The 12,236-nt window shown below is 67.6% G+C and carries 14 protein-coding genes; all 14 read left to right on the forward strand.

Going from position 1 to position 12,236, the window contains the following annotated elements:
* Nucleotides 1–78: 78 nt before the first annotated feature.
* The 14 genes from ssuE to AC1RGU_RS17705 all read left to right on the forward strand — a co-directional run bounded on the left by ssuE (nucleotide 79) and on the right by AC1RGU_RS17705 (nucleotide 12,184).
* On the forward strand, nucleotides 79–663 hold the full coding sequence (ssuE, locus tag AC1RGU_RS17640) for an NADPH-dependent FMN reductase (RefSeq protein ID WP_119556061.1): 585 nt from the start codon (nucleotides 79–81) through the stop codon (nucleotides 661–663).
* Between the two features lie 122 nt (nucleotides 664–785).
* A complete protein-coding gene (locus tag AC1RGU_RS17645; RefSeq protein ID WP_492697048.1) occupies nucleotides 786–1,823 on the forward strand; it encodes a sulfonate ABC transporter substrate-binding protein in 1,038 nt (345 codons plus the stop codon).
* Between the two features lie 23 nt (nucleotides 1,824–1,846).
* The gene (locus tag AC1RGU_RS17650) at nucleotides 1,847–2,806 is read left to right on the forward strand and encodes a sulfonate ABC transporter substrate-binding protein (RefSeq protein ID WP_492697050.1); all 960 of its coding nucleotides are present in this window, start codon (nucleotides 1,847–1,849) and stop codon (nucleotides 2,804–2,806) included.
* A gap of 152 nt (nucleotides 2,807–2,958) precedes the next feature.
* Nucleotides 2,959–4,128: an FMNH2-dependent alkanesulfonate monooxygenase gene (gene ssuD / locus AC1RGU_RS17655; protein WP_070060840.1), complete on the forward strand. Its 1,170-nt coding sequence runs from the start codon at nucleotides 2,959–2,961 to the stop codon at nucleotides 4,126–4,128.
* Nucleotides 4,129–4,136: 8 nt separating this feature from the next.
* The gene (gene ssuC / locus AC1RGU_RS17660) at nucleotides 4,137–4,997 is read left to right on the forward strand and encodes an aliphatic sulfonate ABC transporter permease SsuC (protein ID WP_492697051.1); all 861 of its coding nucleotides are present in this window, start codon (nucleotides 4,137–4,139) and stop codon (nucleotides 4,995–4,997) included.
* A gap of 11 nt (nucleotides 4,998–5,008) precedes the next feature.
* Complete coding sequence (locus tag AC1RGU_RS17665) at nucleotides 5,009–5,968, forward strand: aliphatic sulfonate ABC transporter substrate-binding protein (RefSeq protein WP_492697053.1); 960 nt, start codon at nucleotides 5,009–5,011, stop codon at nucleotides 5,966–5,968.
* A gap of 4 nt (nucleotides 5,969–5,972) precedes the next feature.
* Nucleotides 5,973–6,803, forward strand: a complete 831-nt coding sequence (locus tag AC1RGU_RS17670) for an ATP-binding cassette domain-containing protein (protein WP_095745458.1) — start codon at nucleotides 5,973–5,975, stop codon at nucleotides 6,801–6,803.
* A gap of 36 nt (nucleotides 6,804–6,839) precedes the next feature.
* Nucleotides 6,840–8,129: an O-acetylhomoserine aminocarboxypropyltransferase/cysteine synthase family protein gene (locus AC1RGU_RS17675; RefSeq protein ID WP_492697054.1), complete on the forward strand. Its 1,290-nt coding sequence runs from the start codon at nucleotides 6,840–6,842 to the stop codon at nucleotides 8,127–8,129.
* 16 nt (nucleotides 8,130–8,145) lie between these two features.
* On the forward strand, nucleotides 8,146–8,742 hold the full coding sequence (locus AC1RGU_RS17680) for a malonic semialdehyde reductase (RefSeq protein ID WP_095948670.1): 597 nt from the start codon (nucleotides 8,146–8,148) through the stop codon (nucleotides 8,740–8,742).
* A 52-nt stretch (nucleotides 8,743–8,794) separates the two neighbouring features.
* Complete coding sequence (locus tag AC1RGU_RS17685; RefSeq protein ID WP_007829250.1) at nucleotides 8,795–9,010, forward strand: TOBE domain-containing protein; 216 nt, start codon at nucleotides 8,795–8,797, stop codon at nucleotides 9,008–9,010.
* Nucleotides 9,011–9,480: 470 nt separating this feature from the next.
* Nucleotides 9,481–9,963, forward strand: a complete 483-nt coding sequence (locus AC1RGU_RS17690; protein WP_492697103.1) for a rhodanese-like domain-containing protein — start codon at nucleotides 9,481–9,483, stop codon at nucleotides 9,961–9,963.
* A gap of 37 nt (nucleotides 9,964–10,000) precedes the next feature.
* Entirely contained in the window at nucleotides 10,001–10,921 is a 921-nt protein-coding gene (gene epsC / locus AC1RGU_RS17695) for a serine O-acetyltransferase EpsC (protein ID WP_062470029.1), read from the forward strand.
* Nucleotides 10,918–11,187, forward strand: coding sequence for a helix-turn-helix domain-containing protein (locus AC1RGU_RS17700; RefSeq protein ID WP_062470032.1), 270 nt, complete (start codon nucleotides 10,918–10,920; stop codon nucleotides 11,185–11,187). Before epsC ends, AC1RGU_RS17700 begins: the two co-directional genes overlap by 4 nt.
* 64 nt (nucleotides 11,188–11,251) lie before the next feature.
* Nucleotides 11,252–12,184 carry a family 2A encapsulin nanocompartment shell protein gene (locus tag AC1RGU_RS17705; protein ID WP_042579703.1) on the forward strand — a complete coding sequence of 311 codons (933 nt, stop codon included), beginning with the start codon at nucleotides 11,252–11,254 and terminating at the stop codon, nucleotides 12,182–12,184.
* Nucleotides 12,185–12,236: the final 52 nt, after the last annotated feature.

Here is a 12,236-nt window from a genome sequence, read left to right on the forward strand (position 1 = left end):
TCGCTGGTGGCACCCCGTGGGAGGGCGCCGGGGATCGCTTCGCCCTGAATTTCTCCTGAAGCCCAACGAAAGTTTCTCGTGTCCGTTCTCCTGATTGCCGGCAGCCCCTCGGCCCCCTCCCGCTCCACCGCCTTGCTCGACGCGGTGGGCGAGCGGCTGGCCCAACGCCATGCGCGCATCGAGCGGCTCGCGATCCGTGACCTGCCGGCGCAAGCGCTGCTGCTGGCCGAGTGGGCGCACCCGGCCATCGAGCGTGCCGTTGCCCAGGTGGCGGCGGCCCGCGTGATCGTGGTGGCCACGCCGGTCTACAAGGCGGCCTACAGCGGTGTGCTGAAGGTCTTTCTCGACCTGCTCTCGCAGAACGCGCTCAAGGGCAAGACGGTGCTGCCGCTGGCCACCGGCGGCAGCCCGCACCACATGCTCGCGCTCGATTACGCATTGCGGCCCGTGCTGCAGTCGCTGTCGGCGCGCCACATCCTGCCGGGCGTCTACGCGAGCGATTCGCAGATCGCGCTGACGCCCGAGAACGCCTACCAGGTGCACCACGACCTGGCGGAGCGCCTGAACGAGGCCGTCGAGGTGCTCGCGACCGAAGGCCTCAAGTTGCCAGCCACTCACGGCTTCGAGCCGGTGCCATTTTCCCGTGTGCGATGTAGCGTTTGACGACCGGGTTCGCTGCTGAACCCGGCCCCGGCCAGACCTCTTTCCGTTCCCCGTTTTTCGAAGCCGCCTGTGTGCGGCCGGGGGATCGCTTTGCCCCACGTTTTTGCACCAAGGAATTCCGCATGAACCCCGTCGCTCCCGAAGACTCCGTGTTCGAAGTCGCGCCGCGCTCCTTCTGGCAGGCGCTGCGCGACCTCGCCATCAGCGCCATCGTCGTCACCGCCATCGCGCTCATCGTGAGCTTCATCTCCGCCGCTTCGGCACACGCCCAGACGCAGACGAAGGCCAAGGGCGAGCTGCGCATCGGCTACCAGAAGTCGGCCAGCCTGTTCGTGCTGCAGAAGGCACAGGGCACGCTCGAGAAGAAGCTCTCGCCACTGGGCTTCGGCGTGAAGTGGGTCGAGTTCCCGGCCGGACCGCAGCTGCTCGAAGGGCTGAACGTGGGTGCGGTCGACGTGGGCTATGTCGGCGAGGCGCCGCCCATCTTCGCGCAGGCCGCGGGGGCGAAGTTTGTCTACTTCGGCTACGACCCGGCCGCACCGCGCGCCGAGGCCATCCTCGTCACCAAGGATTCGCCCATCCGCTCCGTGGCCGACCTCAAGGGCAAGAAGGTCGCGCTCAACAAGGGCAGCAACGTGCACTACCTGCTCGTGAAGCAGCTCGAGAAGAACGGCCTGAAGCTGTCCGACATCCAGCCCGTGTACCTCGCACCCGCCGACGGCCGTGCCGCCTTCGAAAGCAAGAACGTCGACGCCTGGGTGATCTGGGACCCGTTCCAGGCCGCCGCCGAGAAAGCCACCGGCGCCCGCGTGCTGGCCGATGGCGCACCGGACGTGGTCAACAACTACCAGTACTACCTGGGCGAACGCGGCTTCGTGAAGAAGCACCCGCAGGTGATCGACGCGCTGTTCGCCGATTCGGTGGAGCAGGGCATCTGGCTCAAGAAGAACCTGCGCCAGGCCGCCGAGCTGATCGCGCCGCTGCAGGGCTTGCCGGTGGACGTGGTCGAGCTGGCGCTGCGCCGCTACGAGTTCAACGTGAAGCCGATCACCGCCGCCGTCGCGGCCGACCAGCAGCAGATCGCCGACACCTTCTACGCGCTGAAGCTCATTCCCAAGCCCATCAAGGTCAGCGACGCGGTCGTCACGGCCCAGCCCTGAACAGTTTCGAAGGACCTCATTCCATGACCCGCATTGCCATTCCCCGCCGCCGCCTGCTCCAGGGCGCGGCCGCTGCCCTCGCGCTGCCGTCGTCGCTCGCCGCCCTGGCGCAGAGCCCCGCGCGCCAGTTGCGCATCGGCCACCAGAAGGGCTACCTGAGCGTGCTCAAGGCCCGCGGCACGCTCGAGAAGCGGCTCGCACCGCTGGGCGCGACCGTGAAGTGGACCGAGTTCACGGCCGGCCCGGTGCAGCTCGAGGCGCTGAACGTCGGCTCGATCGACTTCGGCGACGTCGGCGAAGCGCCGCCCATCTTCGCGCAGGCCGCCGGCGCGCCGCTGGCCTACGTGGGCGCCACGGTGCCGCGCCCGAAGACCGAGGCGGTGCTGGTACCCAAGGGCTCGGCCATCCAGACCGTGGCCGACCTCAAGGGCAAGAAGATCGCGCTCAACAAGGGCTCGAACGTCCACTACTTCATCGTCAAGCTGTTCGAGAAGCACGGCCTGGCGTACAGCGACCTGAGCCTGGTCTACCTGCCGCCGGCCGATGCGCGCGCCGCCTTCGAAAAAGGCTCGGTCGACGCCTGGGTGATCTGGGACCCGTTCCTGGCCGCCGCGCAGCAGTCGCTCGACGCACGCATCCTGGCCGACGCCGTGGGCGTGGTCGGCAACCGCGCCTACTACTTCTCGTCGCTCGACTACGTGGCGAAGAACGCCGACGTGCTGGCCGTTGCGATCGAAGAGGTCAACAAGATCGACCAGTGGGGCGCCGCCCACCGCAACGAACTGGCGACCGAGCTGTCGACCATCTGGGGCCTGCCCAAGGCGGTGGCCGACCTGTCGCAAGGCCGCACCGCCTACGGCACCGGCCCGATCACCAAGGCCATCCTGGCCGAGCAGCAGCAGATCGCCGACACCTTCTTCGCGCTCAAGCTGATCCCCAGAAAGATCAACGTGCTCGAAGCCGCCGGCGCTGGGATCGCGTGATGGCTGCCGTGTTGTCGACTGCGCTGCACGAACGCGCCGGCCACGTGCTGGCCATCACGGCGCGCGCCTGGGGCGTCGTGTCTGCGGCGCGCCGCCTTCCTTTCCTGCTTGCCGTCTGAACGGGCAAGCCAACGAACGATCGAGAGTTTCCGATGCAGATCTTCTGGTTCCTCCCCACGCACGGCGACAGCCGTTACCTCGGCACGAGCGAAGGCGCGCGCGCCGTCGACCTGCCGTACCTGCAGCAGATCGCCGGCGCGGCCGACCACCTCGGCTACGAAGGCGTGCTGATTCCCACCGGCCGCTCCTGCGAAGACCCGTGGGTGATCGCGTCCAGCCTCATCGGCGCGACGAAGAAGCTCAAGTTCCTGGTGGCCGTGCGCCCCGGCCTGCACCAGCCCAGCCTGGCCGCGCGCATGGCCGCGACCTTCGACCGGCTCTCGGGCGGGCGCCTGCTCGTGAACCTCGTCACTGGCGGCGACCAGGCCGAGCTGGAAGGCGACGGGGTGTACCTCGACCACGCGGCGCGCTACGAGCAATCGGCCGAGTTCATCCGCATCTGGCGCGAGATCATCGCGCGCAGCCACGAGACCGGCACCTACGACTACGAGGGCAAGCACCTGAGCGTGAAGGGCGCGCGGCTGCTGTTTCCGCCGGTGCAGAAGCCCTATCCGCCCGTGTGGTTCGGCGGCTCTTCTGCGGCGGCGCATGACCTCGCGGCCGAGCAGGTCGATGCCTACCTGACCTGGGGCGAGCCGCCCGCGGAGGTGTCGAAGAAGATCGCCGACGTGCGCGCCCGCGCCGAGCGCCAGGGCCGCAGCGTGCAGTTCGGCATCCGCCTGCACGTGATCGTGCGCGAGACCGAAGACGCGGCCTGGAAGGCCGCCGAAGAACTCATCAGCCGTGTCGACGACGAGACCGTTGCGCGCGCCCAGGCCGCGTTTGCGCGCATGGACTCCGAAGGCCAGCGCCGCATGGCCGCGCTGCACGCCGGCGGCGCCAAGCGCGGGCGCGCTGACCTGGAGATCGCGCCCAACCTCTGGGCCGGCGTGGGCCTGGTGCGCGGCGGTGCGGGCACGGCGCTGGTCGGCGACGCCAAGACCGTGGCGGCGCGCATCGAGGAGTACGCGGCGCTGGGCATCGACAAGTTCATCTTCTCGGGCTACCCGCACCTCGAAGAGGCCTACCGCTTCGCCGAGCTGGTGTTCCCGCTGCTCTCGCGCAAGGCGAAGACGCAACTCGCGGGCGGCTCGCTGAGCGGTCCTTTCGGCGAAGTCGTCGCCAACCTCGACGCGCCTTCCCGACTCGTCTCCCAAAGCTGAGGACACGCATGACCGAACAAGTACAGGAACTGCCGGCGGTGGCGCCGGCATCGAACGCCGCAGGCGATGCAGGCAGCGCGCTGCGAGGCTTCGGACTCAGCGTCGCGAAGCGGCTCATCCCGTGGCTGGTGCCCGTGGGGCTGATCGTCGTCTGGCAGATCGCCTCGTCGCTGGGCTGGCTCTCGACGCGCGTGCTGCCGGCACCGCTGGACGTGGTCAAGGCCGCGTGGTCGCTCACCGTGTCCGGTGAGCTCTGGACGCACGTGAAGGTCAGCGCGGGCCGTGCGCTCGCGGGGCTCGCCATCGGCGGCGGTGCAGGGCTGGCGTTGGGCCTGCTGACCGGCTCGGTGAAGTTCTTCGAGACGCTGCTCGACTCCACCATCCAGATGGTGCGCAACATCCCGGCGCTGGCGCTCATTCCGCTGGTGATCCTGTGGTTCGGCATCGACGAGTCGGCCAAGCTGTTTTTGATCTCTGTGTCGGTGTTCTTCCCGATCTACCTGAACACCTTCCACGGCATCCGCAACGTCGACCCGCAGCTCATCGAGATGGGACGCACCTACGGCCTGTCGCGCTGGCAGCTGTACCGCGAGGTGATCCTGCCGGGCGCGCTGTCGTCGATCCTCGTGGGGCTGCGTTTCTCGCTGGGCCTGATGTGGGTGATCCTCATCGTGGCCGAGACCATCTCGGCGCAGGCCGGCATCGGCTACCTCACGATGAACGCCCGCGAGTTCCTGCAGACCGACATCGTGCTCGTGGGCATCCTGCTGTACGCGCTGCTCGGCAAGCTGGCCGACCTGTTCGCACGCGGCCTGGAGCAGTGGTGGCTGCGCTGGCATCCGGGCTACCAGAAGAAGCCGGCGAAGTGAGGGCAGGGCACATGAAACAATTCATCAATCGCCGTACCGCGCTGGCGACGCTGGGCGCGCTGAGTGCAGGTGCCGTGCTGGCACAGCAACAACGGCCCGCCACGGTGCGCTTCGGCTACCAGAAGTCGTCCACGCTGATCGCACTGCTGAAGGTGCAGGGCACGCTCGAGAAGCAGCTCGCGCCGCTCAACGTTTCGCTGAGTTGGCACGAGTTCACCAGCGGCCTGCCGCTGCTCGAGGCGCTGAACCTCGACAACCTGGACATCAGCGCCGACGTCGCCGACACCGTGCCCGTGTTCGCACAAGCGGCCGGCGCCAACCTGACCTTTCTGGCGCAGGAAGCACCGTCGCCGGCCGCGCAGGCCATCGTCGTGCGCGACGAGTCGCCGCTCAAGACCGTGGCCGATCTCAAGGGCAAGAAGGTCGGTTTCGCGAAAGCGGCCGGTGCGCACTACCTGCTGATCGCCGCACTGGAGAAGGCCGGCCTGTCGTTCAAGGACATCGAGCCTGCGTACCTCACGCCCGCCGACGGCCGTGCCGCCTTCGAGAAGGGCGCCATCGACGCCTGGGTGGTGTGGGACCCGTTCCTGGCCGCCGCCCAGCGCCAGTCGAAGGTGCGCATCCTGGCCGACGGCGCGGGCATCGCGTCGTACCAGCGCTACTACCTGGCGAGCACCAAGTTCGCGAAGGCGCGGCCCGACGTGCTGCGCGTGGTCTACGCCGAGCTGGAAAAAACCGGCAAGTGGGTCAAGCAGCACCCGAAGGAGGCTGCGGCCTTGCTCGCGCCCGTGTGGGGGCTCGACGCCCCGACCATCGAGCAGGCCAACAGCCGCCGCAGCTACGCCGTGCGGCCGGTGGTGGCCGGCGGGCTGGCCGAACAGCAGCGCATCGCCGATGCCTTCTTCGCCGAGAAGCTGCTGCCCAGAAAAATCGATGCGCTGAACGTGGCGCTGTTCAACCCCGGGGCCTGAATTCATGAGTGCCGTTCTCAAAGACATCCAACCCCAAGCCATCGCCGGTGGCGTGCGCCTTGAGGCGCGCGGCCTGCACAAGCGCTATGGCGCGCGCGAGGTGCTGCGCAACACGCAGCTGACCATCGAGCCGGGCCAGTTCATCGCCATCGTCGGGCGCAGCGGCTGCGGCAAGAGCACGCTGCTGCGGCTCATCGCGGGCCTCGAGGAAGCCACGTCCGGCGGCCTCTACACCGACGGCAAGGCCGTGAGCGGCCTGCACGACGACACGCGCATCATGTTCCAGGAGGCGCGTCTGCTGCCCTGGCGCCGCGTGCTCGACAACGTGACGCTGGGCCTGCCCAACGATGCCAAGGCGCGCGGCAAGGAAGTGCTGGCGCAGGTCGGCCTGGCCGACCGCGAGAACGAATGGCCGGCGCGCCTGTCGGGCGGGCAGCGCCAGCGCGTGGCCCTGGCGCGCGCGCTGGTGCACCACCCACGCCTGCTGCTGCTCGACGAGCCGCTGGGCGCGCTCGACGCGCTCACGCGCATCGAGATGCACCGTCTCATCGAGAACCTGTGGCAGCGCCACCGCTTCACCGCGCTGCTGGTGACGCACGACGTGCAGGAAGCCGTGGCACTGGCCGACCGCGTGATCCTCATCGAGGACGGCCGCATCGCGCTCGACGAGAACATCGCGCTGGCCCGTCCGCGCTCGCAGGGCGACCCGGCCTTTGCCGCCATCGAAAAACGAATCCTCGACCGGGTGCTGCAGAAGTCCGAAGAGACCGATGTGGAAAGCACCGATGCCAGCTGGCTCACGCCTCAAGCCCATGCCTTGCGCTGGGCGATCTGAGTCGTTTCATCCATTCCCCCTTTGAAAGGCAGTCGCATGTCGCAGAACTGGAAATTCGAAACCCTGTCGGTCCACGCCGGCTACTCGCCCGAGCCCACCACCCGCGCGGTCGCGCCGCCGATCTACCAGACCGTGGCCTACGCCTTCGACAGCGCGCAGCACGGCGCGGACCTGTTCGACCTGAAGGTGCCGGGCAACATCTACACCCGCATCAACAACCCGACGCAGGACGTGCTGGAGCAGCGCGTGGCCGCGCTCGAAGGCGGCATTGCGGCGCTGGCGCTGGCCTCGGGCCAGGCGGCCGTGACCTACGCGATCCAGACCATCGCCGAGGCCGGTGACAACATCATCAGCAGCACGGCGCTGTACGGCGGCACCTACAACCTGTTCGCCCACACGCTGCCGCAGTTCGGCATCACCACGCGCTTCGCGGACCACCGCGACCCGAGCAGCTTCGAGAAGCTGTTCGACGAGCGCACCAAGGCGGTGTTTGTCGAGTCGCTGGGCAACCCGGCGGGCAACGTGACCGACATCGCGGCCATCGCCGAAATTGCGCACCGCCACGGCGTGCCGCTCATCGTCGACAACACCGTGCCTTCGCCGTACCTGAGCCGGCCCATCGAGCACGGCGCCGACATCGTGGTGCACTCGCTCACCAAGTACCTGGGCGGCCACGGCACCAGCATCGGTGGTGCCATCGTCGATTCGGGCAAGTTCCCGTGGGCCGAGCACAAGGAGCGCTTCAAGCGCCTGAACGAGCCCGACGTGAGCTACCACGGCGTGGTCTACACCGAGGCGCTGGGCCCGGCCGCCTACATCGGCCGTGCGCGCGTGGTGCCGCTGCGCAACACGGGCGCGGCCATCTCGCCGTTCAACGCCTTCCTGATCCTGCAGGGCATCGAGACGCTGGCGCTGCGCATGGACCGCATCAGCAGCAATGCGCTGGCGGTGGCGCAGCACCTGAAGCAGAGCAAGGCCGTCAACTGGGTGAACTACGCCGCGCTCGAAGACCATGCCGACTACCCGCTGGCGAAGAAATACTTCGGCGGTCGTTCGAGTGGCGTGCTGACCTTCGGCATCGGCGCGGGTCGCGAGGGTGGGGCGAAGTTCCTCGATGCGCTGAAGCTCTTCACGCGCCTCGTGAACATTGGCGACGTGCGCTCGCTGGCCACGCACCCCGCATCGACCACGCACCGGCAGCTGTCGCCCGAAGAGCTGGCAAGGGCCGGCGTCACGGAAGACACGGTGCGCCTGTCGGTGGGCATCGAGCACATCGACGACCTGATTGCCGACCTCGACCAGGCCCTGGCCGCCGCATCGAACTGACACAGCGTTCCAAGAAATGACCACATTGCAAGCCATCCCTGACGCCGCGCTGGACCAGCTTTTTCGCAAGGCGCGCACAGTGCACGCCTTCAAGCCGGTACCCGTGACCGACGCGCTGATCCACCAGCTGTATGACCTCGTGAAGTGGGGGCCGACCGCCTACAACGCCCAGCCCGCGCGCTACGTGTTCGTGCGCAGCGAGGAGGCCAAGGCCAAGCTCAAGCCGGCGGTGTCGGCGGGCAACACCGCGCAGACGCTGCAGGCTGGCGTGACGGTGATCGTGGCGCACGACACGCGCTTCTACGAGCACCTGCCCACGCAGTTCCCGGCCTACGACGCCAAGCCCTTCTTCGAGAAGAGCGCCGACGCCGCGCAGGCCACGGCCTTTCGCAACAGCAGCCTGCAGGGCGCCTACCTGATCCTGGCGGCGCGTTCGCTCGGGCTCGACGCGGGGCCGCAGTCGGGCTTCAACGCCGACCTGGTCGACAAGGCCTTCTTCCCCGACGGCCGCTATCGCGCGAACTTCCTCGTCAACCTCGGCGTGGCCGACCACGCCGGCACTTTCGAACGCGGGCCCCGGCTGGCGTTCGACGACGTGGCCGAGATCGTCTGAGCGCCGGCCGTTTTCACTCACAACCCCTGTCAACCCTGAAAGAGAAATCACCATGTCCATCCAAGCCATCAACGTCCGCAACCAGTTCAAGGGCAAGGTCCGCGAGATCATCCGCGGCGACGTCGTCTCCGAAGTCGATGTCGAAACCGCCTGGGGCATCGTCACTTCCGTGATCACCACGCGCTCTGTCGACGAGCTGCAGCTGAAGGTGGGTTCCGACGTGGTCGCACTCGTGAAGTCGACCGAAGTTTCGATCGCCAAGCTCTGACGGACCCTCGGGCTTTGCGATTCCCCGGTGCTGTCTTTGGTGCCGGGGTTTTTCGTTTGAGGTCGCTGGTTCGGGGCGTGTGCCCAGGCCACCGGGTACTTCCCTCCGCGAATGTCCCCCGCCTTCGGCTCCTCCTTGATTTCGCTGCGGAAAGCACCCAGTGTCCTGAGCACACCGGGCGCTGTCGTTGTGCTCGCCGATCAACGACCGCTGCGCATGACGCTCACGTCGATGGGGTGCCTTGCGCAGCGAAATCAAGGAGGAGCCCGAAGGGCGGGGGACATTCGCGGAGCAAGGTACCCCGTCGGCGGGAGCGCGCCCTGAAGCACCCAGACCCAGCCCCCCATAGATCACAAGGTTGTTAAGAATCGACTTTTGAGTCGTTTGACCTTGGCCTTCGCACTCCTACAGTGGTGGTTATCGCCATCAAGGAAGATGGAATGACCAACGTACAACAGGAGCCGAACCGCATGTCCGTGGAAGTTGAAGACGTCATCGCCTTGCCGCCCGCCCTCGAACAGGCGCGCGCTCAAGCCATCGAAAAGAACTGGCCCTACGCCGGCGGCGTGACGCCCCCCGTGGCCTGGCAGCTGGTGCAGGACGGCCACGCCCTGCTCGTGGACGTGCGCTCCGGCGAAGAACGCAAGTTCGTCGGCCACGTGCCCGACAGCCTGCACGTGGCCTGGGCCACAGGCACCGCGCTCACCCGCAACCCGCGCTTCGTGCGCGAGCTCGAAGCCAAGCTGGCCAAGGACGGCGGCAAGGAGGCCGTGGTGCTGCTGCTGTGCCGCAGCGGCAAGCGCTCCGCGCTGGCGGCCGAAGCCGCGGCCAAGGCCGGCTTCACGCAGGTGTTCAACGTGCTCGAAGGCTTCGAGGGCGAGATCGATGTGCAGCAGCATCGCGGCGGGTCCGACGGCTGGCGTTTCCATGGCCTGCCGTGGGTGCAGGACTGAACCCACACCGATAGAAACACACGGGAGGAAAAAACACATGGCTCAATTCGAAGTGAGTGACATCGTGCGCGCCCTGCACGAGGTGCGTGACGAATGGCGCGATTCGCAGCGCCGTTCGCGCGAGCCCGGTGCGCGCGAGTTTCCGTCGCGCGATGCGCTGGCGCAGATCGTCGAATCGCTCAAGGGCGCGCTCTTTCCGATGCGGCTGGGCCCGCCGGACCTGCGCCACGAGAGCGAGGATTTCTACGTGGGTCACACGCTCGACGCTGCCCTGCAGGCGCTGCTGGTGCAGGCGCGGCTCGAGCTGAACTTCAACGCACGGCTGGCGCCGCGCCCCGCTAGCGAGATCGACGCTGCGGCCACCGAAGCGGTGCGGCAGTTCGCGAATGCGCTGCCGGGCCTGCGCCGGCTGCTCGACAGCGACGTGCTCGCGGCCTATCAGGGCGACCCCGCGGCGCGCAGCGTCGACGAGGTGCTGCTGTGCTATCCGGGTGTGCTCGCGATGATCCACCACCGCCTCGCGCACCGGCTCTACGAGCTCGGCCTGCCGCTGCTCGCGCGCATCGTCGCCGAGCTGGCGCATGCGCAGACCGGCATCGACATCCACCCGGGCGCGACGATCGACGCGGGCTTCTTCATGGACCACGGCACCGGCGTCGTGATCGGCGAGACGGCCGTCATCGGCAAGCGCGTGCGGCTGTACCAGGCCGTCACGCTCGGCGCCAAGCGCTTCCCCACCGACGCCGAAGGCAACCTGCAGAAGGGCCTGCCGCGGCATCCGGTGGTGGAGGACGACGTGGTCATCTACGCGGGCGCCACCATCCTGGGCCGCGTGACGCTCGGCAAGGGCGCGGTCATCGGTGGCAACGTGTGGATCACCGACGACGTGAAGCCCGGTGCCAGCGTCACGCAGGCCAGCCTGCAGAACAACAGCGCACCGAAGGCGGGCAGCGTATGAAAGCCTTTGTCGAAGACTTCGGCGTCACCGTGCGCCAGCTGCGCGAAGGGCAGGGCTGGTCACAGGAAGAGCTGGCAGAGCGTTCCGATCTGAACCGCTCGTACGTGGGAGAGATCGAGCGCGGGCGCGTGATCCCGTCGATCGTCACGGCGCAGAAGCTGGCCACCGCACTGGGCATCAACATCGTCAACCTGCTCGCGCGTTGCGAGCAACTGGAGCAGTCGCGCCTTGCACGGCGGATCAACTTGGCGGCTATAGCCTGTTGAGGGGAAACCCGTGGTCGCCAGACACTGGCGATCACTTTTTCCTCAACCCACGGAGCCTTGATCCATGAGTGCAACAGTCGGTGGTACCACCGCCCTTGGCGACAACGCCGCCCGCCAGCTAGCCAACGCCACCAAGACCGTTCCCCAACTCGAGACCATCAGCCCGCGCTGGCTGACGCACCTGCTGCAATGGGTGCCGGTGGAAGCGGGCATCTACCGCGTCAACAAGGTCAAGAACCCCGAGTCGATCAAGGTCACCTGCACCTCGCGCGAAGAAGAGAACCAGCTGCCGCGCACCTTCGTCGACTACGAAGAGAACCCGCGCGAGCACTACCTGAATGCCGTGAGCACCGTGCTCGACGTGCACACCCGCATCTCCGACCTGTACAGCAGCCCGCACGACCAGATCAAGGAGCAGCTGCGCCTGACGATCGAGACGATCAAGGAGAACCAGGAGAGCGAGCTCATCAACAACCCCGACTACGGCCTGCTGGCGCAGGTGAGCGAAGAGCAGCGCATCTTCCCGCTGACCGGCGCGCCCACGCCCGACGACCTGGACGAGCTGCTGACCAAGGTGTGGAAGGAGCCCGCGTTCTTCCTCACGCACCCGCTGGCCATTGCCGCGTTCGGGCGCGAAGCCACGCGCCGCGGCACGCCGCCGCCCACGGTGAGCCTGTTCGGTTCGCAGTTCATCACCTGGCGCGGCATTCCGCTGATTCCGTCGAACAAGGTGCCGGTGGCCGACGGCAAGAGCAAGATCCTGCTGCTGCGCGTGGGCGACAAGCGCCAGGGCGTGGTGGGGCTGTTCCAGCCGGGCTTGTCGGGCGAGCAGAGCCCGGGGCTGTCGGTGCGCTTCATGGGCATCAACAACCATGCGATCGCGTCGTACCTGATCTCGCTGTACTGCTCGCTCGCGGTGCTGACCACCGACGCGCTGGCCGTGCTCGACGACGTCGAGATCGGCAAGTACCACGACTATCCCGACACCTACAAGTAAGCCGCGGTGAGCAGCACACCCACGTTCCCGGGCGAGGCGCCGTTCGATCCGG

The organism is Variovorax sp. GW823-FHT02B07, assembly GCF_058797695.1.

Excerpts from the sequence above, each read along its gene's own strand:
- AC1RGU_RS17650 (WP_492697050.1), top strand. The coding sequence starts at position 1,847 with ATGACCCGCATTGCCATTCCCCGCCGCCGCCTGCTCCAGGGCGCGGCC.
- AC1RGU_RS17675 (WP_492697054.1), top strand. The coding sequence starts at position 6,840 with ATGTCGCAGAACTGGAAATTCGAAACCCTGTCGGTCCACGCCGGCTAC.
- AC1RGU_RS17690 (WP_492697103.1), top strand. The coding sequence starts at position 9,481 with ATGTCCGTGGAAGTTGAAGACGTCATCGCCTTGCCGCCCGCCCTCGAA.
- AC1RGU_RS17685 (WP_007829250.1), top strand. The coding sequence starts at position 8,795 with ATGTCCATCCAAGCCATCAACGTCCGCAACCAGTTCAAGGGCAAGGTC.
- AC1RGU_RS17645 (WP_492697048.1), top strand. The coding sequence starts at position 786 with ATGAACCCCGTCGCTCCCGAAGACTCCGTGTTCGAAGTCGCGCCGCGC.
- AC1RGU_RS17700 (WP_062470032.1), top strand. The coding sequence starts at position 10,918 with ATGAAAGCCTTTGTCGAAGACTTCGGCGTCACCGTGCGCCAGCTGCGC.
- AC1RGU_RS17665 (WP_492697053.1), top strand. The coding sequence starts at position 5,009 with ATGAAACAATTCATCAATCGCCGTACCGCGCTGGCGACGCTGGGCGCG.
- ssuC (WP_492697051.1), top strand. The coding sequence starts at position 4,137 with ATGACCGAACAAGTACAGGAACTGCCGGCGGTGGCGCCGGCATCGAAC.
- AC1RGU_RS17680 (WP_095948670.1), top strand. The coding sequence starts at position 8,146 with ATGACCACATTGCAAGCCATCCCTGACGCCGCGCTGGACCAGCTTTTT.
- epsC (WP_062470029.1), top strand. The coding sequence starts at position 10,001 with ATGGCTCAATTCGAAGTGAGTGACATCGTGCGCGCCCTGCACGAGGTG.
- AC1RGU_RS17705 (WP_042579703.1), top strand. The coding sequence starts at position 11,252 with ATGAGTGCAACAGTCGGTGGTACCACCGCCCTTGGCGACAACGCCGCC.
- ssuD (WP_070060840.1), top strand. The coding sequence starts at position 2,959 with ATGCAGATCTTCTGGTTCCTCCCCACGCACGGCGACAGCCGTTACCTC.
- AC1RGU_RS17670 (WP_095745458.1), top strand. The coding sequence starts at position 5,973 with ATGAGTGCCGTTCTCAAAGACATCCAACCCCAAGCCATCGCCGGTGGC.